Origin of the sequence: Flavobacterium sp. 9 (genome assembly GCF_002754195.1) — a bacterium.
In the GTDB taxonomy this organism is placed as follows: Bacteria; Bacteroidota; Bacteroidia; order Flavobacteriales; family Flavobacteriaceae; genus Flavobacterium.
The window spans coordinates 1,246,727-1,267,670 of sequence record NZ_PEEU01000001.1 but is presented as its reverse complement, the minus strand read 5'-3'; the positions used below and the strand labels follow the sequence as shown (position 1 = coordinate 1,267,670).

Genomic DNA, 20,944 nt, shown 5'->3' with positions numbered 1-20,944 from the left:
TTGTTTATGCAGGCTTAAAGCCTTTTAGCTATAAGATATTTGGATTGTATTGAAGTCACTTTAGAATTTTATTTTTTCTCAAGTTTAAGCAAAAAAAAGCAGTAATAAATAAAGAACATTCTAATGATAACAAAAATATTTTCGTTCGTTTTGATGTTTACGGCTATTGAATGTTACGCGCAGCAGGACGCTCAATATACGCAATACATGTATAATACTATAAACGTAAATCCTGCCTACGCCGGTTCTCGGGGAGCTTTAAGTGTTTTTGGATTATACCGTACCCAGTGGGTTGGCTTGGATGGAGCACCGGAAACAAGCAGTTTTTCGGTCAATACACCTATCAACAATAGCAATCTGGGAGTAGGTGTTTCATTAGTCAATGATAAAATTGGTCCAACCAATGAGAACAATCTCTCCGTAGATCTCTCCTATACCGTTCAGACTTCTGCCGATTTTAAGCTCTCTTTCGGGATCAAAGGAACGGCAAATTTATTCAATCTTGATATTAACAAATTGAATCCGGAAATTGCGGGAGATCCACAGTTTCAGGATCTCGACAATAAATTTTCTCCAAATGTTGGAGCCGGGGTTTACTGGCATTCTGATAAAGCTTATATTGGTTTTTCAATCCCAAATTTTATTGAAACAAATCGTTATGATGATAATGATGTAGCTATCTACAAAGATAAAATCAATTATTATCTGATGGCTGGATATGTTTTTGATCTTGATAAATACCAATATATAAAATTCAAACCTGCTGTACTTGCCAAAATGGTAGAAGGCGCACCCCTTCAGGTAGATGTATCAGCCAATTTTATGTTTTACGACAAGTTTATGGTGGGGGTCGCTTACAGATGGAGTGCTTCAGTGAGTGCCATGGTAGGATTTCAGATCACAGACGGACTTTATTTAGGTTATGGTTATGACCGCGAGACTACAAACTTAAATAATTACAATTCAGGATCGCATGAGATATTCCTGCGTTATGAATTCTTCAAAAATAATGGTAAAATTACCACTCCGCGTTTCTTCTAAAAAACAATGATTATGAAAAATTATATACTCTTTTGTTCTATAATTGTAAGCTTTTTTTCATTTGATAGTTATTCTCAAAAAGCAAAAATAAATTCTGCCGATAAACAATACGATAACTATGCTTATATAGATGCAATTAAAACCTATGAACGCGTAGCCGAAAAAGGATACAAATCTGAGGATATGTTGAAGAAACTCGGCAACTCCTATTATTTCAATTCTGATTTCGATGGTGCTGTAAAATGGTATGGCGAATTGTTTGCGATGAGCACAAACGTTGAGCCTGAATATTATTACAGATATGCTCAGTCTCTAAAATCAACTGGTCAAACTGCTAAGGCAAATAAAATTCTGGATGAGTTTAGCAACAAATACAAAAACGACGGCAGAGGAAAACTTTTTAAGGAGAATGCCAATTATCTCGATAAGATCAAAGAAAATTCAGGACGCTATAAAATTGAAGATGCAGGTATTAACAGTAAATACTCAGACTACAGTTCTTTTGTTTACGACAATAAAGTATACTTTGCCTCAGCCAGAGATACAGGTAACTTCTCTCAGCGCAAACACAAATGGACAGGAGAATATTTTACCAATCTTTATGTTGCCGATGTTGATCCAACAACCGGAGGAAGTATTAAAGTAAACAAGTTTAAAACCACCATCAATACCAAATTTCATGAAACATCTCCAGCTTTTACCAAAGATGGCAAAACGGTATATTTTACAAGAAACAATTACGTAAACGGCAAAAAAGGAAAAGATGAGAACAAAATTACTTTAACAAAAGTATACAAAGCTACTCTTGAAAATGATAAATGGGGTAATGTAACAGAACTTCCTTTTGACAGTGACAATTACAGCACGGCTCATCCGGCGTTGAGTCCTGATGAAAAAACCTTGTATTTTGCTTCTGATATGCCCGGAACGGTAGGACAATCGGATATTTATAAAGTGAGTATCAATAGCACTGGAGGATACGGCATACCTGTGAATCTGGGAAAAACAATAAATACCGAAGGCAAAGAAACATTTCCGTATATAACGAGTGAAAACGAAATCTATTTTGCCTCTGACGGCCATTCCGGATTGGGAGGTTTGGATGTTTTTGTGGGTAAAATTGAAGATAACGGAACTATAAGCGACATTCAGAATGTTGGAGATGATATCAATTCTCCAAAAGATGATTTTGCTTATAGCATAGATCCCGTTTCACGAAGAGGTTATTTTAGTTCCAATAAAGAAGGCGGACAGGGTTCTGATGATATTTATAAATTTCTGGAAACCCGAAGACTTAAATGCCTTCAGGAGTTCAACGGAATCATTACCGACTCTGAAACAAATGCTATTTTGCCAGGAACAAAAGTCATTTTATATGACAGTCAGGGTGTAATGAAAAACAACACCATTTCAGATTTAAATGGTTCGTACAGTTTTTCGGTTGAATGTGGAAAAACTTATAATGTAAGAGCTGAAAAAGAAGAGTACACCACCAAAGAAGTTATTGTAAACATTGGAAAAGTATCAGGAAAAACAAGTCTGCCAATTGCCTTGGATAAAGCTATCTGTAAGGTAACCATTGGTGATGATCTAGGAAAATGTTTTGGTATCAAAATGATTTACTTCGATTTGGACAAATCAAATATCAAAACTGAAACGGCTTTGGATTTAGAAAAAGTATTAGATGTATTGAATAACAATCTAAACATGAAACTTGATATCCGCTCGCATACAGATAGCAGAGCAACATACCAATACAATGAAGCTTTATCAGAGAGAAGAGCGAAATCGACCATAAAATGGCTTGTTAAAAAAGGGATAGATCCAAACAGATTGACCGGAAAAGGTTATGGAGAAACCCAGCTTGTAAATGGTTGTTCTGATGGTGTGAAATGTACGGAAGAACAACACCAAATGAACAGACGTAGCGAATTTATTATTACCTTTTTTTAATTCGTAAACTTATCAATGCGAAATGTCGTTGCTATGCGATGTCCATTATTGCAGTCAGTATATTTTAAGGTTAGGTTTAGAAGCTATCGGGATGTTGTTTAAGATTATGAAAATGCAAGGATTTCATGTTGATCATGCTACTATTGGCGCTGGGGTGATAAGTTTGCATCTTTCATTGAGACGGAGTTGAAAAAGGGAAATCAAATTGCAAAATTAAGTAACATGAAGTTATATGTATAATCTTCTGCATATTCTTTTCTTTATTTGTTTGGGTTGAAGATGATCAAAAAGATTTCCATTGGAATAAATATTGACAACATTTTTGATACAAAATGGAAGGAAACGCAATTTTAACAGAAACCAGTTTAGCCAGTGAAACTGATCGTGTTGAGGAAATTCATTTCACTGCAGGACCCATTTAATGCCAGGCTGATTTTGAAATACAGTTGGAAAAGGTAAAACAAGGCCTTGATTTCAATGTAATAGGTAAAATTGAATTTTATAAGAATGCAGAATAGGATATAAAATAAAAATTTTAAATAGTATCCGCTGTCTGTATTAGGGGCAGCGTTACGGTGAACTCAGCTCCATTATCCTTTTCCCCCATTGCCGTGATGGTGCACCCGTGCCTTGTTGCTATTTTTCGGCAGAGTGCAAGGCCCAAGCCATTTCCTTCATACCTGTCTTTGGAATTTAATCTTTCAAAGGCAATAAAAATCCTTTCGGCAAAAGCACTATCAAGCCCGATGCCGTTATCTTTGATGATAATTTTTACAGCTTCCCTATCATCAAGAGCAGTCGTCTCGCAGGTAATAATAACCCTTGGAGGCTGGTCTGCTTTGGAGAATTTAAGTGCATTTTGCAGCAGGTTGTAAAAAAGCTGGGTGATCAGAATGGGAGCACCTTCTATCTGGGGAAGATCACACGTATTGAGTATCGCACCCTTCTCTTTTATAATGAGTTCCAGATCGGTTTTTATATTCTCAATAACTTCACTCAGGTCAATGCTTTCAATTGGCTGCTGGGTTCTATCGATAGTGGAATAGCTTAAAATCCCCTCGATGATATTGTTCATCCTTGAGGTGGACTGATCTATTTTGCTGAGATATTTTTGGCAGTTTTCATTAAAATTGGTGTCTTTTTCATTTTGCAGCAGGGTATTGAAAATTTTAATCTTTCTCAATGGTTCTCTCAGGTCATGGCTCACTACACTGGCAAAATGCAGCAGGTCGTCATTGGATCTTCTGAGTTCTTCGGTGCTGTAGGCTACCTGTTTCTTGAGTTCTTCTTCAAATTTTCTCTGATCGCTTATATCCTGGATAATCCCAATAATAGTAGTGGGCGTACCGTTTTCATCTTTGATTATCTTTCCATTGATCTTGGTCCATTTTACAGATTGGTCCTCATTTATAATTCGGGCCTCATAACTTATTTTTCCGGTTTTCGCGGCCAGCTGATGTGCTTTCTCGCGTACTTCAAGATCCTCAGGATGCAGTTTTGCAATTAATTCTTCATTAGGAGTATCCGATTCAATAGACCATATAGTGTTGAAATTCCCGCAGGTTTTTATTTTTTTTGTCTCCAGATCTATTTCATAGGTTCCCATCTCCGATGATTCAATGGCAATTCTGAGCCTTTCTTCCGCGCTTTGGGTCTGCAGTTTTGCCAAATGCAGGTCAGTCACATCCGCTCCTGTATTCATGACCCCGTAAATATTGCCTTGCTCATCTTTAAGGGGAATAAAACTATAGTTGAAATAATGTGTTTTGAGTACCCCATCGATAAGAAGGTCTACTTTTTTATCTTTGGCATCAAAGGGTATGCCGGTTCTAAGGGCAGTGAGGGCCTGGTCAAAAAAAGGCTGATTTTTTATCTCTGGAAGTACTTCAGTATAATTTTTCCCTAATACCTCATCGCCTTTACCCCATGTCTTGATCATGGCGGTATTGGCCAGTTCTATTTTAAGCTGATCTCCTGTGTAAACTGCAATAGGCAATGGGGTATTGTCCACTATATCTTTTAAGAGGGTCATATTTTGGTACATGGCGGGTTTTTTGTTTTTGGTCTGGCTAAAATATATTTTTTAAAATTGATAGCCGTTACATTACTTTGGCAAAGAGTTTTATAATTACAATATAAATATATAAAAGCAAGAGTATTAAAAAAAACGACAGCCGAAGTTTTTCACGCGTGCCTGTTTAAATTTTGGCAGCTGTTTTGAGCTCGATGCAAACAAGTCCCAGGATAATGGCTGTTTCCCCTAAAAAGTAAGCCAGACCCAAATAGGTGATCTGCTTGTAATGCACAATTAAAAGCAGCAGGGTCAGCAAACAGTAGAGCGCGTTGGCGGCACCCATGATTCTGATAAAAACGCTCCATTTTTCTTTTAGCAGTAAAAAGCAGGCGGCCGAATAAAATAAAAGACAGAGAGCTGCCACCAAAAGAAGGTTCAGGGCTGTTTTTGGCATGCCGATACAGCGGTTGAAATTTTGCAGGATGACCAATAATAACACAGCGGTAAGCAGCGCTCCAAGACTGTCAATTAAAACAGCTTCTTAGGGTTTTTGGCTAATTGATGTATCAGTTTTTTGGCAGCTTTATTCATTTTCCTTGCAGGGTTCTCTATGCCGTTTTTTTTTGGAATTTCTAAAAAGAAATTAATTGCACAATACCCTTTTGTTTATTCTGAGCAGGCCTTTTACAGTGATAGCGCTATGGTTTGTAGCTGAATTCAGAACCACTAACCCTCATAATCCATCAGGATCAGGGCCTCTAATATTGTTGCATGGTTTTCACTTTGTGCAGAAATATTTTCAGTAAATGTTTTAAAGATATTATAGCCCGGGTTTACCAGTGCAATGAGCTCTTCTAAAGTGAAGTTCCTGCCGTAACTTTCGGCAAGTTTATGAAGTCTTTTGTCGAAAAAAACGGATGGTACTTCCAAGATATAATAGTTTTTAAATTAAAGATAAGAAGATTTTTTTATTGTATAGATCATTTTTAAGTAGTTTCACGAGCGCTACAATCACAATTTTACATGCCTATCATTGAGCAGTCAATTAACGGGTAACTGCCCGTGTAAAGCATTGAATTTAAGATTAATAATAAACAGTGACTATTGATTTTTAAATTCGTGTGTTTTTTCTTAATTTTTCTTAATTTTTTTTATATTTGCATTATCATTAATTATTGCGCGGATATAATATGATCATTTATCAATTTGTAAAAGCTTGTATTCTAATATAAAATTTGCAGATTCTTAGATTCTTGTCTTATGTTTATGGAATCGAAAATACGTTTAGTTATGGCTGCAGTAAATCAAAATTCCCACAGATACATCTATATAGCTGATGACGATGAAGATGACAGAGCACTTTTTACAGATGCAATTCTTGAAGTAGACCCTTTTATCGTTTTAAAGGAGGCTCAGGACGGCATGCAGCTAATGGATATGCTTGATACTTTATCCGATCCGCTGCCTGATGTTATTTTCCTGGATATCAATATGCCCAAAAAAGGCGGCTTTGATTGTCTTGAGCAAATACGAAAACAGGATGGAGCTATAAAGGATGTAAAAGTTATAATACTTTCCACCAGCAGTGATCCGGAAGATATTGAAAAGGCATTGGAGCTTGGTGCAACTTTTTATGCTGTGAAACCCAACAGGTTTGACACCCTGAAAATATTTCTGGAAGATGTATTAAAAATGAACTGGAAGATCTCGAAAAACAAAAAAAAATTTCGATTGATTTAATAAAGTGATAGTAAATCTAATAAAGCTTCTAACCTAAATTAGGTAGCAATTGATTTTACTGAGCTTATAGTTTTGTAAAATCACTCCTGCGAAGATTTTGGCACAAAACTGAGAGCAATAATATTTAAGACTTTTTTTAGTTAATAAATTTTTGAGCATAAACTCGTCAGTACTGCATCTTGAAGCTGTGCAATTTTTGATGGGTGACTAAATACGGATTCAAAAACAAAAGATTTATTATTCTTAACCATTAGATGTCTAATATAAGAAGAAATAAACGAACCTTCATAAGTATGTTTAGAATCTGAATAATCTACAATGCAATTTTCAATTAATGCAATATTGATATTATAATTATCAGAAGTAGCTTTTTCTATAAATGAGATTGAGTCCGGGAGGCAACTAAAGAAGGGGAATTTGTTTACACACAGGAAGGGTTTATTCATCACAATGAACCAACTTTAAGAAAATTTTATTGAATAGAAATAATTTGGTTAATATAGTTAGAAAGTAAAATGGTTTTAGACCTATCAAGTCAACGGCATGGGATTTCAAAACGTTAATATTTGTAAAGAAAAACTATCAGACAGCTTAAAAAAGACATAAAAACGAGCTATTTCATTTAGAAACAGGTAGAATTTTGCATATTTTTTTTGTGCTTCCTTTTGATTTGAATAGTAGTACTACGGTAACCGTGTCAATACTGAATTTCTAGCACTTAAAGACACTATGTGCCTATGAATTGCTCCTTCAGTGGGTCAAGTTTTCATCATTTTCACACTGCAGTACACTAGGCTGTAACTGTGAGTCTGTCAGACTACAATTCCCCAGCCGTGACATTCACATTTTTTGAGGCTTTATCTTCTGCCTCTAAATCCGCCACCACCTCTAAAATTACCACCGCCTAAACGATTTCCTTCTCTTTGAAAATTACGGGTTTGTGATTCTCCGCGATCTCTCGAGAATTCCGAGCGATCAAGATCATTTGTAATATCAGTACGACCAGCTTCTCCCAGCGGTTTATCTCGTTGTCCAAGAGTTTGATTGGCTTTAGGGAAATTATCATGCTGCATTCCATCACCTACAAGGGTTGAACCTCTCAAGTTTTGCTCCGGTTTATGCAAATTATCACGTTTGATTCCCTCACCGGCACGTGCTGCTCCGCCAAGGTTCTGGTTGGGTTTATTGCGCTCAGGGAGTGAACCTGTTTTTTTTGTCGAACCAAGTTTACCGGCTTGTGTCCATCCTCCGTTGCCATTGTTATAGTGACTCCAGTTTCCGTTGGCATCTTTTTTATAAACATGTCCATCGTGTCCGGCATATACATTATTGTTGGTATGAATGGTTGTTCCTCCTCCTCTATGATGCGTAATTACGCCTTTTTGACCTCCCGAAGTTTCGTAACCAATTGCTGTACCGCGTCTTGTAGTAACATGTCCCAACTGTACCCACTGACGGCCATTTGTAGCTGCCGAGTGTCCCCATTGTGCATACGCATTATGCCCCTGATTGGTTCTGGTGTAATTTCCTGTCCAGGGATTATAAGAACTAGCTGCTGTACGTCCTCCGTACCAGCCCTGTACACTTGCAGAACGTCCGTATCGTCCTGTTGCGGGATTATACCAGGCTGATGTGCCTGCAGCTCCGTAAGGTCCGTAAACCCTTCTTCCGGCCGCCCAGCCGCCCGTCCATGGATTATAGACTGCTCCGCCTCCGTATGTATAAGGCCAAGGACGGTAAATTGGGTATAAACCTCCGTAATATACATATGGCGGATAGTAGAATCCTGTACCGTAAGTCAATATAGCCCCTACAGTGGCACCAATAATAAAGGCACCAAAATAACCGGCTGTTGTACTGCTTGATACGGTTGTATCGGTTGTTGTCTGCGTAACGTAGGTTACATTGTATACAGGGGAACTTGGCGGAATGGTGTAGATTTCTTTAGGTACAGAATCGGCCGTTTTCCACGGCCCGTTAGGGCTCGTCGACATGAACCAAACTGCCTGAAAACACAAATAATACAAATCGCCTACTTTTATTACCTTGTCCTGAGTGTTGCTTGCATATTGCATTTTGGTTCCTTCGATAGGCTTAAATTGAGGTGTTCCGTCGTAGGTAACTTTCGCTTTAGCTTCGGCATCAGTTTTGTTTATAATGGCTGTTGTAGGAACCTGAGCCAACATGACAGCATCTCTGGCTTCCTGAGTTCCCGGTACGGAGGCTAATACATTGGCTCTTGGGGAATCTTTGGGGATTTTGGCAAAATCAGCCGGCAGATTGTTTCCGGCGTATGTCCACGGTCCTGTTAATGCTGCAGATTTAAACCATCTTCCGGATAACAATACATAATATTGACCATCGCCTTCACTGGCAAAAATATCATTTTCGGTATTGTCGATGTATAAGAGTTTCGTTCCTTCTATTTTAATAAATTTCGGGGTTCCATTGATCGCAATTAATTCAGCAGGTTTGTTACTATAGAAAACTTGTGGAGCGGTACCTCCTGACGGCGGCGGAATCACTTTTTTTACATCATCAAAATTTTGACCTGATGGAAGATTGCTCAAACCAGCAGGCAGTTTGGTGGTTTTGACCCATTTCCCGTCTAGTGTTTTTGAAGTAACCCAGATATTGTCAGCCAGCAAATAGTAGTCTTTTGTGGTTTTATCAAAAAACAAATCCCAGTTGGTATTGACTATATATTGAATATCTGTTTTTTCTACGGGCACTAAAACGGGTTCTCCCTGCACAATAAGCAAAACTGCCGGATTTGTACTGTAGAAAATCGCAGGCGGATCGTTTTTGCCGGCAATTCCTTTAGAAGGACTTTTGGTTTGGTTTAAATCTGCGAGAATACGATCCACCGAAATAGGATCGCCCCCTTTAGGCAGTGTTTCCTTAAAAAGCTTTTCCATTTCAGGAACTTTTTTTTCGTCGAGGGCAGGAAATCGGACATCGGTTACCTGAACATTTTTAAAAAATACGTTTCGGTTATCTTTGTCTATTAATGTCTCCGCTTTTAAGGAGGCTACACCCAAGACTTCTTTACCGTCTTTTGGAGTCAGTGAAAAGGCCAGTCTTGCCGTAATTTCTTTATAATCTTTCCAATCATCAACCTGGGGCTGATAATAAACCAGTTTTGCACCATTATTTGATGCTTCGCGTGGCCAGCCATCATCGGTAATTGAATCAGAAGCAGTGGATTGAACTGTCTCTGAAGCCGTTTGATCCTGCTTTTTATCTTTCTTGCATGAAAAGAAAATTGAACTAAAGCAAAGTAAAATTATTAAAAAAGCCTTTTTCATAAATTTAAAAATTAGATTATTATTTATTGAAAAATTTATAATTAAAAAAAAATATTTGACGCCCTGCGTCATTTTACCGCAGCCAATTGCTCCCAAAAACAATATAATAAGCCCAGTCTTCATTACCTTTTGCAACGTCAACCCCCATACGAAGTTTGAATTTTCTGGCTAGCAGATATCTAAAACCTGTTCCGTAACTGTAAACGATCGGTTTTGCAAAAGCATTGTCCCAATCGTTAAACGCGCTTGCAACCCCGCCATAGCCCATGAGGCTCCATCTTCTGTACAAATCCCATCTTAATTCACCTTCGGTTACGATACTGGCTTTTCCCTGATATCTGGCAGCAGGAATTCCTCTTAAATTTATTCCGGGCCGAAGATAAAAAGGCGGACTTCCAAATGCCTGTTCTCCCTCGATTCTGAGCCCGCCAATTAATTTTTTAGTTAGGGGATAATATCCGATTGCTGACAGGTTTAAACGCCAAGCCTGATAGTCGCTCCCGATCGCTTTATCTGACCAGAAAAAATCTGACTGCAGCCGTATTCCCTTATCGGGAGTAAAGATATTATCACGTCCGTCAAACTGAATCGCTGCTCCTAACTGACTCACGACACTCTTGACATCTGTTAGTTTTGCAAAGGAGGGAAGGTCGTTTAAATCGGGGAAATTAATTTTAGAATCTAATAAAAAATATTGGGGACCGGCACTCCATTTTGCGTTTCGAAACTGCTTCATGACCCGCGTGTAAAACACAAAGGATTTAAAATTAAGGTCTATTTTTTGGTCTTTCCCACTGGATGAATTTTCATAAAATGACATGTTTACATCTCCATAACCAGCTCCCACGCGGTACATTATTCTTGGTTTCACAAAACTTCCTGCCCGAAATGCACCTGCAACCCAGCTCTTATTACCTGTATACATTCCCATCGCTCCGGTAATATCAGGATCTATAAATCTTTTCTTTCCGTTTTCATCAATAACCGGATCGTGTTTTTTAAGAAAAATAGGTACCACCGCGCCGCCAATGCCTCCCAGGGCGGGCTCGGTTATGATAGTAGGAACCACAATAAAACCATGCGCGTAAATAATATAATCGCTCAAATCTATTGCACCGTCTATGGAATCTCTTAAACTAATATGTTTTTTTTGTCCCATCACTGCAGTGAATGATACGATAAAGAAAAGATTTGCGAGAATTATTTTCTGCAACAGTTTCGTGTTTTTCATAATAGCATCTGAATATTTATTTCTTATTTAAACTAATTTAGATTGTATTGCATTGAGCAAAAAACATTCACTCTTTAAAAAAGCAGCTGTATTTTAGGCTTACTACCTATTTTTTCTCGAAACTGAAAACATGTGCGAGGGTTAAGAAAAATGTATTTCCCTGAAATCTATTTACAGCTTCCACCTCAGCAATCCAGCGAAACCCGGCTGAGGTACTGCATCCAATATGAAAATAATTTATCTCAGCCCCTATACCGCCAACACGATCTTTATTGGTTTCAATAGCGCCCAATACCGGCACAGGGATTTGATCGTTCGTCACTTTATATTGCAGATAATATATCAATCCCGCGTTTAATATTCCCTTGGGGGCAGTTTTCTCAGCATCCATCATATAAAATGTTTTTCCCAGGCCTCCTTCAATACTTAAAAGGTCTCCCACTTTAATATCAGTATCTTTCTTTTTTCCATTTATCTCATAAGAGGCCAAAGCCGAGAAATGAAATGTTTTTTTGTCATTAAAAAATAAAGTCGTTCCGGCGGAAAACTCGTTCATAAACATTCCTAAACCACTATTATCTGAAGCTCCCATTTCAAATTTACCTGTTGGCAAATAGATTTGATAGCTAAAAACAAAATCGGCCCTTTTATTGTGCCAACCTAATTGTAATGGCTGAATGTATGTATCTGTAAAAGCCAAAGAATTATGAACATCTGTACTGTTTCCCTGAATGGTATTTGCTGCAAAAGCAAGTAAAATAGTGGCCCCGTAATTAGCCCCTAAAATTTTAAAATCACTAACATAAGATGCTCCTGCACCTGTAATACTCATGGTTAAATCAGGATTTGCAATGGATTTATCTCCGTCTGGGTTTCTCAATGAAGATGCACTGTAAAAATACCCCGGTACGTAAACACTTAGGGTATTGGCAGGAGTTTGAGTCCCAGACTGTAATCCCATTGCACCGAGGATATGGCCTCCTTTGAGCTGCGCTTGTGAAAAGAAGGAAACCAGCAACAGCAGTACCATACTGCCTAATTTTATTTTTATTCTATTAAATTTGATTATCATAATGTCTATTTTTAGGTAAGATATTATACTTTTTTTTGGTATCATTTTGTGCCGAAATCGTACCTTTTCTTTTTAGGTTTAGCGGCATTGGGTCTAATTTTTTTTAAATACTGGGAAGGAGATTTTCCTGTGTGTTTCACAAATGACCTAAAACAGGTTGTTCTGGATTTGAAGCCGGAAGCGAAGGTCATTTCTTCTAATGGAAAATCTTTCCATTTGGGCTCATTAACCATTTCGGTAAAATATTCAATCCTTTTTAAATTGATGTAATCCTGAAAATGAAGATTAAATTCACTATTGATAAAATTAGAAAGCTGATGAGTTGATATGCCAGTTTCTTCGGATAGATCACGAATTACAAAATCCTTTTTCAGAAAGAGCTTTTTTACAGAGAAAGCAATATCGAGTTTTGCCGAAATTTCCTGTTTCTTTTCAATTTTTAATTCTTTATCTATGAGGAATGAATTTTTTATTTCTCTGTCTTTTGGAACTGCCTCTAGTTGTGCAGTTAATGCAGCACCGTCCATCGCAGGGCTATTATGGTTCTGGTTGTTAAAAATTTGCGGATTAAAATAAAGCCAGATGCCTGTAAAAATAAGAACTGATGAGATCAAAATACAGCATAAATTGTCATCCGCTGCCGTTCCGTTGCCCAATAGGAGGTGACGCGTGAATAGTATAGAGAACAAAACCAGCAGTATTAAATTATATATTCTAATCCAATTCATTACCTCTTTGTTATAATAATGATTTCCTTTTATATCTTTTGTGTCATAATGTAAAATCATAATGGTCTGACAAAATGCATACGTGAGCCATAAGGTCACACTTAATAGGGAGTAGGGACTGTTTCCTATAAGGGCGATATAACCCATTAAGAGATTGCTACTGTTATACCCTGTCCATAATAAAATTGTCATGCTCAAATAGATAAGAAATGGAAGAAAATGTATCCACTCATACTTTTTAAATTCCATTTCTGAGAATAAAATACTGCGTAGATATAGAAAAGCGCTCGGAGCTGCTAAAAAAATAAATGATTTTGTAATTATGAAGATGTGCGGAAAATCCTTAAAGGTATTGGCAGACATATAAAAATTATAAATGCTTACCACAGCAAGGCTACAGAGAAATAGTCCAAAGAAAAATTTTTCTGCATGTTTATTTTTTGAAAACAGAACCATAATAGCCGTTGCAAAGCCAATTATTGCTGCTATAAAAAAGAAAAGCGATAGAACTAAATCAATCATATCGTGTAAGCTTAATTATTTTTTTGTTTTCTTCCAATGGAATTCATTAATAACCCATTTCAACAGCGCTGTGCTTCTCCCCAAAAGGCAAGCATAGCCCATAACTAATTTTTAAACTTATTTTTTTGCCAAACCAGGAGGGAAGCCTGCCAGTATTTTTTTGATAGAACTTGTAATAAATTCTTCAGGATTGTCAGGCTTGCTGTCAATTTGAGCATTTCCGATCCCTTGCCAGACCAATTTTTGAGTTTTAGTAGATACAATGTCAATTATAAGAGAACCGTCAACATAATCGTAAGAATTAAAGGTTGTAGTTCCACCGCCCATCATTGCGCCTCCGCCCCAATATCCGTATGGACGATACATTCCTCCATAACCATAAAAATTAGAATTGGCTGTAACTTCCGTTTTATTTTTTAAAATTGTTACTGCATTTACCTTTAAATCTGGGTTGCTGGGAGTCTCTACAAAACCTTTGCTAAGCATTTCAGCACGTATTGCTTTTGTAATACGATCGGCGTTTAACTGGTTTATTTTCCCTTCCTGCGCTTTCAGGTCGTAAAATGCAAACGTTTTGTATTCGCTGAAATTAGTTGCGTGATCGTAATCAGCAGTTACTTTTACAGATGGAGAACAGCTGTAATAGAAAGCTGCTACTAATAAAGGAATTATTCGAAGTGTTGTGTTTTTGATATTCATCTTTATGGAATTTAAAAATTATTGATTTAATATTATTTTTATTAATAGATTTAGACTTCTGTTGAAATTGGCAATCTTCCCTCTTTTATTGCTTCTAACATTCTATTATAATCAGAATCATTTTGACTGGCATACGAAATAGAAAATCTCGAAATTGCATTAGCAAATTCATTACTTTTCCCAATGTATCCCGATAACACTGATGGATCTCCTGTACGAGCATGTGCTCTTGCAAGTGCCCATCCGCAGGCTTTTGCATAATCTGCCATGTTTTTGGCCTTCATAATTTCAAGAACAGGTTTTACTTTGGCATCGCGAAGCTGGCGGATGTAAAAAAACTTATTATTATCATCGTTTGTCCATCCTAAAAACATATCTGACGCCGATTGCATTAATTTCTGTCCTCTCACAATTCGTTCTCCCTGATGACTGTATTTTCCTTTGGCTTTTACATTAGGTTCTATCACACTTTGTCTTGCTTCTTTAAACTGTAAAAAAATTGGTTCTCCTGTAGCCGACATTAATAAACTAATGCCGCAAAGTGTTCCTACGCTTCCTACGCCTACTACTTTTATAGCCAGATCATGTAATGTATAGCGGCTTAAAAGCACTTTTTTTTCGTCTGACAAAGTTTCCAAATAACGATTATGAATCACTTCAGCATCTTTTAAAATTCGTTTTCCTTCTTCTCCTGTCGGATGAAAGATCAAAGGCGGATCATCTTTTATTCTCGCTCGGGAACCTTCCTGATAAGTCATTTTTGCAAACTCCTTTTCGTGTGCAGTATATTCTGCCGCTTTTTTTATCCGCTTTTGCTGAAACGATTTTATCTCTTCGTCTTCACCTCTTTCAATCAATTCAGCAAGATCAATATCAGCATACCAAATCTGCAATGCCGATAATTTACTGTATTCCAACATATGTCTTTTGTAACTGTCTGCGACATTCCATGCAAATTCTTTACAAACTTTATTAGTGAATTTTCTCCACCTTCCGGCAATTACAAAACTGGCAGCAAGTCTTTTTACATCCCATTCCCAAGGTCCGGGAAATGTTTCATCAAAATCGTTAATATCAAAAACCAACTTACGTTCCGGAGTTGCAAATCCTCCAAAATTCATTAAATGGCAATCTCCACAAAGCTGAAGATCAATTCCTGTATTAGGAGTTTGAGCTAAATCGGCAGCCATAATTGAAGCAGCTCCTCTATAAAATGCAAATGGAGATTCCATCATTCGGCTGTATCGAATAGGCAATAAATTTTCGATTCTTCCAATACTTGTTTTAATCAAAATTTCAACTGGATCTTCACGATTTTCACTTGGATTCCATTCTTGATGAGTTGAACGGGGCGTAACTTTTCTGAGCGCAACACCTTGATCAAAACGATGTGCTTTTGATAGTGCCGGATCAAATCTGTCTTCGTTATTCTCTTTAAATTTGTCAGTCATAACTTTTAATTTTCTTTTCTTTTAAAAGGTAAATCTGTCGTTAGTGTAATCCGGATCGTATGATTCATTCGGCTTAAACCACTTTCGGTATCTGATGATTTAAAAAAAATCTGATTCATATAACCCAATTCCATCCTGATTTCTCTGCGCTTATCAAGACTATAAGCTGTTCCTACATACAATCTGTTTTGATCCAGATAATTTTCGTTGCCGCTTGCTGCATTGGTTCTGATATGAACCTCCTCATACACTACTGCTGCCCATCGTTGTTTGAACCACAGTTGATACCGAACCTGATATCTGAATGTATTTTCGAATTTGTAATAATCAAAATGATCGCCTGTACTGTTTGGATCGTCTTTTCGCCCTAACCAGCGTTGCTCCATTCTAAAACGTTGTGACCATACCTGATTTCCTTCTTTCCTGACGATACGCCAAATAAATTGCTCGTATATTCTGTAATCCGGATTGTTGTAGGGCAATGAAACTTCGTCATAAGGCAAATCCCATTGGTAAGCTACACCTGCTCCTAATCGGTTTCCGTTTTTAAGATAATAGTTAGCTCCAACTCTATAAAAAGACCCCTGAAGTTCTGAAACAAAATCATTGCCTTTTGAATAACCTTCAAACAACAAACCCCATCTTCCATCTTCTTTAAAAGGCAGATACATTTCGTAACCTACCCAGGCTGCAACATTCTGGGTCATTTTCTGGGCATTTGTTTTTATGCTGGACAAAGTGAAAACAATTATAATAAACAGTGTTGTATAAATATTGATTCTCTTCATTTTACAATCCGATTAGTTTTTAATTCAATGAAAAAAAATATTTGTCCAATACTTTTACCTAAAATGTGTGTTTCATTATTTCACCTGTTCCGGTTGCGGAGCTTTCCATGTTCCGTTTAATATGGATTCTTCCGGACCATAAATTCGAATCAAATAATAAAAAGCATCTTTTGGTGCCGGCAACCAGTTTGACTCTTTTCCTTTTGGGGATTCATGCTGAATATAGATCACTAAATCTCCATTAGGTTCATATTTTAAACCCGTAGTTCTGTCTCCAATAGAATATCTGTTTATTGGATTATTCACCAAATAACGACTTGGCAATTCATACAAAGTAATACTCCAGAAATATTTATCCGGCGGGGTTTGTCCTTTTGGAAAACGAATAACATATTTATTTTTTCCAGACATAAAATTATTCGCCTTATCTGATCTTGTTCCAATATAAACAGCTTCTTGTTTTGTATTTCCGAATAAACCTGCCGCAGCACCTAAAGCTCTTTTAGTATAATCTCCGTTAATCATTTCACGGGTTCCAAATAAATCTGTTGCATTTGCCAGTTTATCAGTTCCTTCTTTAAGTTCTTTTCCGGCTTCTTGAACTCCTTCGGTTATTGCTTTTAAAACTTCAGGTGTATATTCGTTTGGATCAAATTTTTTCCCCGGAACGATTCCTATTTTAGCAAACTTTGCTCTTAAATCTGCTTCAGCAGGATTTAGAGAAGTATACTGCAATAAGTTATTGGTTAAACCAATAAAAGCTGCCGAACCTAAATCAGCCTGTTTAAATTCAGGATAAGGCAAAGTAAATTCCTTATGAGGCGGAACAGCTTCTTTTATGAATTCATGCAATGGTGTCAACTTATATTGAGATTGCAATTTCTTTACATTTTCAATATCCCCAGGTGCCATTTTCAATTCAGTTCTCCCTAATAAAGTCACTAAGTTGGTTTCCGATTGAAGTACATTATCAATTCCCTCCGGTTTTTCGCCTTTCCAATCTGGTCCGGCAATTAGATATTTTCCTGCTTTATCACCCGTTGCACGACTTCCTACATACGCAAAATTGAAGGTATATAAGTCAATAAACTGAAACGAATAATATCTGTCTTTTACCTCCGGAACTTCTAATACAACTGGTTCATCTGCCAAATTGAGAATTGCCCAGGAATATGGTGTATCATTATTTGGAGTCACAACTGCTGTATCAGAAGCTGTAAAAATTTTATCATAATGTTTGAATTTATTAAAACCACCTGCATAATCCGGATAGGTTTTATCTAAAGCATACAAATGCATCGTTCGATAATTCATCGCCATCGGGAAAGCATACGCCCAAGCTTCTTTTGCAATGGCTTTCGCCGAATCTGGTGATTTTGTTATCGTAATATTTCCTGCTGCTTCGTTATTTAAACTCTCTTGCTTTTTACAAGAAAAAGCAACAATTAAAACCAGTGTTATAAAGATTATTTTTTTCATATTGCTCGCAGTTAAAATTTATAAATGGTTTTTATTTCACCTCTTTAATATCATCCATTTTCCAGCTTTTATCAAAATAAGCTGCTGTTGGTCCATAAAAACGCATATAAGTAAACCAATGTTTTCCGGGTAAAGTTTGCACCCAGTTTTTCTCTTTTCCAGTCGGAGCTTTTGGTCCAAAATACAAATCGATCGATCCGTCGGCATTTTTAATAAGATCCTTACGGGAAGATAAATCGGCGTTCTGTTGCGGATTATCAATCAAACAACGTGTTGCAGAATCATAAACGGTAATCGACCAGAAATTTACTGCTGGCGGATTTGCAGGAACATTTAGCGTATAATTTTTAGCACCATCTAACCAGTTTCCGTTATTATCAAAATAAGATCCTAAATAGGCCTGGCCCACGTTTGGTATTTTGGTAATCATTGCTTTTGAGTACGTAACGGCTTCATAGAAATAAGAACTTCTTTCGAAAAACTCATCATAATTATCCGCATGTTGCGACGGATCTTTTATGATCATTACATAATCCCATTTTTTATCCGGCCAGTGTTTTACATCTGCAAAGCGTTTGTTGAATGAATTCGCCATTGCCATTTGTTGTCCTTTTTCGGCAGCAGCAATCAAAATTTTCTTCTGATGCTGGTCCGGAGCAAAAGGTTTTCCTTTTTCTATACCCAGATTTCTAAGCCATGCCATAAAAAAACGATCACGTTCTTCAACAGGTTCATCTTGTAAAATGGCATGAAGACGTTCCCAATAAGCGATTCCAGTTGGCTGAACACCGTACCATTTTTTTCCTGCCGGCGGACTTACCACTTTTGTTGGCGTTGGATTAGCACGTTTGTCATACGGATAAATTTTAACCTGTTTTACCAATGTTTCTGTTACTTTGGGATCTGGATCTAAAGCTCTAAATCCAAAAAACATATTTACAGTTGTGCATGGAACTATAAAATAACCTGCTGGTTTAAAGTCTTTCATTGTTGGCGGAACTAAAATATATTTGCCTCCTTTTCCTTTATCAGGACCCATTTCGCCAATAGTAGCCTGTTCACGCTGCCAGAAATCTCCAAGTCCTCCTGCAGTGTGTCCAGCTGGCATTTCGATAACGGTAGGTCCATTTGCTTTTAAGTCTATAAAAGACATAATATAGGGAGTTGTTGCATTTGCTGTTAAAATTCCTAAACGGTCGTGATAGGAATTATAAAAAACCAGGTCATTACTTGTGGCATTAAATGTTTTATAATGTTGCTGCTGCCATTCGGCGAAAGCCACAATCGGCAATCCCCATAAATAACATTGTGTTGCCTGTTGAAAATCCATTTCGTCAAACAATGCCGGAATTGATTCTTTTGAAGGCAGTTCATCATCCATTTTTATTTGTGTTCCAAATTCAGAAACTACAACCGATGTAGAGTCTAATGATGGCGGTTCATTTATTACGGTCTTTTTTTCACATCCGACAGCTAAAATTAAAAATGTAGCAACTAAAAAAATAAAGGATTTATTTTTCATGGGATTTGTTTTTGGAAGTTATAGGCAATTATTATTTTTCCTGAATCGGAGCCGGAAACCATTTTCCGTCAAGAACTTCTTTTTTAGAAACATACATACGCATTGTCAAAGCAAAACCTTTACCTCCCGGAGTTGGTAACCAATTGCTTTGAAGTGCATTTTTTGGTAAAGATGAAGCCAGCCAGATACTTAAAGAACCATCAGGATTTTTCTTTAATCCCGAAACATTATTTAAGTTATATCGTTTTAATTTATTTTCTACCACTCTGTAATCAGGAACACTATATAATGTTATTGACCAGAATGCATTTACAAAAGCATCTGGAAATTGATCTTTTGAAAATTTAATTTCATAAACTTTATCGCCACTTAAAACTTGTTTATTACTATCTGTAAGTCCAACAAAATAAATAGCTTCCTGAATTTGATTGGCCCATAAACCACCATAATTGATAATGTCTCTGGCCATAATATCATCACCAAATTTTCCGGCAACATACGATACTGACCATCCTCCTTTTTGTGTGCCAAAACCTTTTGCTCCTGCTAAAAATGCGGGAATTGCTTTTGTTTTTATTACTTCATCAATATGAGATTTGGCTTTATCATCTGTTTTAGCATATTTAGCAACTGCAATAGCTTTTGCCTGATATTCTTTTGCTTTAGGCATTGCATCCGGATAAGAATTCAATACTTCTTCGACTTTGTCAAATATTTCACCACCGATTGGTGCTTTCGGAGTAAATTCAGGAATGGTAATTGGCGGTGCAATTTTAATTCCGTCCGGTACATTAAAAGTAAATTGTTCCTGAAGTTTTTTGGCAACAGCCGGAGTTCCTTTTAATTCTACACGAGCCAGCATTTTTACTTTTTCTGATGGCAATTCGATTTTTACTGCGCCCGCAGGAATTGTAGGATTTGAGCCTTTTAATACCAAGGCAAATTTTCCGTAAGGTGTTTTAGGAAAATTACGTTCGTTGATATTTACAATTACTTCTCCCCAACCGTCTAATAATTGTGCGGTATAATAACGGCCCTCAATTTTAGGAACATTCAAAATAACAGCGTGGTCTTTATCTACTGCAATCCAGGCTTCAAGGTAAGCAACATCTAAATTTGGATTCACAAATTGTGCTGAACCCAGCGGATTGTATTTGATTTTATTATACCCAACTTTCTCTACATTGATATCATGATTTTCCTGTTGGATTACGAGATATCTTGCATATAAATATTGGAAAGCATCTATAATGTCCTGATCTGCCGGAACTGCATTCGTTTCTGAAACAGCAGTTGTAGTATCTTTAGTTGCTGTTTCTTTTTTACAACTAATAATTAAGCCTATCGCAACTAGTATAAGAAGTGATTTTTTCATAGGAATGATTTTAAATTTGAA

At 37.0% G+C, this 20,944-nt stretch carries 16 protein-coding genes; 3 read left to right on the top strand and 13 right to left on the bottom strand.

Translation table 11 applies throughout. From position 1 onward, the window contains the following. The first annotated feature begins 123 nt into the window (after positions 1-123). Together CLU81_RS04450 and CLU81_RS04445 are read left to right on the top strand one after the other, a co-directional pair. Positions 124-1,041: a type IX secretion system membrane protein PorP/SprF gene (locus CLU81_RS04450; RefSeq protein WP_099708721.1), complete on the top strand. Its 918-nt coding sequence runs from the start codon at positions 124-126 to the stop codon at positions 1,039-1,041. A gap of 12 nt (positions 1,042-1,053) precedes the next feature. Further along, positions 1,054-2,994 carry an OmpA family protein gene (locus CLU81_RS04445; protein ID WP_099708720.1) on the top strand — a complete coding sequence of 647 codons (1,941 nt, stop codon included), beginning with the start codon at positions 1,054-1,056 and terminating at the stop codon, positions 2,992-2,994. Positions 2,995-3,529: 535 nt separating this feature from the next. On the opposite strand, the gene CLU81_RS04440 is transcribed toward CLU81_RS04445, so the two are convergent. The 3 genes from CLU81_RS04440 to CLU81_RS04430 all read right to left on the bottom strand — a co-directional run bounded on the left by CLU81_RS04440 (position 3,530) and on the right by CLU81_RS04430 (position 5,938). After that, positions 3,530-5,026: an ATP-binding protein gene (locus CLU81_RS04440; RefSeq protein ID WP_233209659.1), complete on the bottom strand. Its 1,497-nt coding sequence runs from the start codon at positions 5,024-5,026 to the stop codon at positions 3,530-3,532. Between the two features lie 166 nt (positions 5,027-5,192). Then, on the bottom strand, positions 5,193-5,462 hold the full coding sequence (locus CLU81_RS04435) for a hypothetical protein (RefSeq protein WP_099708718.1): 270 nt from the start codon (positions 5,460-5,462) through the stop codon (positions 5,193-5,195). Positions 5,463-5,734: 272 nt separating this feature from the next. Beyond that, on the bottom strand, positions 5,735-5,938 hold the full coding sequence (locus CLU81_RS04430) for a hypothetical protein (RefSeq protein ID WP_099708717.1): 204 nt from the start codon (positions 5,936-5,938) through the stop codon (positions 5,735-5,737). Between the two features lie 360 nt (positions 5,939-6,298). Between CLU81_RS04430 and CLU81_RS04425 the strand changes: the two genes are divergently transcribed. After that, on the top strand, positions 6,299-6,748 hold the full coding sequence (locus tag CLU81_RS04425; protein ID WP_158235315.1) for a response regulator: 450 nt from the start codon (positions 6,299-6,301) through the stop codon (positions 6,746-6,748). Positions 6,749-7,605: 857 nt separating this feature from the next. On the opposite strand, the gene CLU81_RS04420 is transcribed toward CLU81_RS04425, so the two are convergent. The 10 genes from CLU81_RS04420 to CLU81_RS04375 all read right to left on the bottom strand — a co-directional run bounded on the left by CLU81_RS04420 (position 7,606) and on the right by CLU81_RS04375 (position 20,923). Then, on the bottom strand, positions 7,606-10,056 hold the full coding sequence (locus CLU81_RS04420; protein ID WP_233209658.1) for a hypothetical protein: 2,451 nt from the start codon (positions 10,054-10,056) through the stop codon (positions 7,606-7,608). Positions 10,057-10,129: 73 nt separating this feature from the next. After that, positions 10,130-11,125: a BamA/TamA family outer membrane protein gene (locus tag CLU81_RS04415; protein ID WP_233209657.1), complete on the bottom strand. Its 996-nt coding sequence runs from the start codon at positions 11,123-11,125 to the stop codon at positions 10,130-10,132. Between the two features lie 268 nt (positions 11,126-11,393). Further along, a complete protein-coding gene (locus CLU81_RS04410) occupies positions 11,394-12,359 on the bottom strand; it encodes a transporter (RefSeq protein WP_158235314.1) in 966 nt (321 codons plus the stop codon). 41 nt (positions 12,360-12,400) lie between these two features. After that, positions 12,401-13,609, bottom strand: coding sequence for an AraC family transcriptional regulator (locus CLU81_RS04405; RefSeq protein ID WP_099708712.1), 1,209 nt, complete (start codon positions 13,607-13,609; stop codon positions 12,401-12,403). Between the two features lie 117 nt (positions 13,610-13,726). Beyond that, positions 13,727-14,308, bottom strand: coding sequence for a DUF4136 domain-containing protein (locus tag CLU81_RS04400; RefSeq protein ID WP_099708711.1), 582 nt, complete (start codon positions 14,306-14,308; stop codon positions 13,727-13,729). Between the two features lie 50 nt (positions 14,309-14,358). Continuing rightward, the gene (locus tag CLU81_RS04395) at positions 14,359-15,759 is read right to left on the bottom strand and encodes a DUF2252 domain-containing protein (protein WP_099708710.1); all 1,401 of its coding nucleotides are present in this window, start codon (positions 15,757-15,759) and stop codon (positions 14,359-14,361) included. Positions 15,760-15,764: 5 nt separating this feature from the next. Further along, positions 15,765-16,547 (bottom strand): DUF2490 domain-containing protein, encoded by a 783-nt coding sequence (locus CLU81_RS04390; protein ID WP_099708709.1) that lies wholly within the window; start codon positions 16,545-16,547, stop codon positions 15,765-15,767. Positions 16,548-16,622: 75 nt separating this feature from the next. Then, positions 16,623-18,026: a DUF1254 domain-containing protein gene (locus CLU81_RS04385; protein WP_099708708.1), complete on the bottom strand. Its 1,404-nt coding sequence runs from the start codon at positions 18,024-18,026 to the stop codon at positions 16,623-16,625. Positions 18,027-18,057: 31 nt separating this feature from the next. Then, positions 18,058-19,548: a DUF1254 domain-containing protein gene (locus CLU81_RS04380; RefSeq protein ID WP_099708707.1), complete on the bottom strand. Its 1,491-nt coding sequence runs from the start codon at positions 19,546-19,548 to the stop codon at positions 18,058-18,060. Positions 19,549-19,579: 31 nt separating this feature from the next. Further along, positions 19,580-20,923, bottom strand: coding sequence for a DUF1214 domain-containing protein (locus tag CLU81_RS04375; RefSeq protein WP_099708706.1), 1,344 nt, complete (start codon positions 20,921-20,923; stop codon positions 19,580-19,582). Between the last annotated feature and the right edge of the window lie 21 nt (positions 20,924-20,944).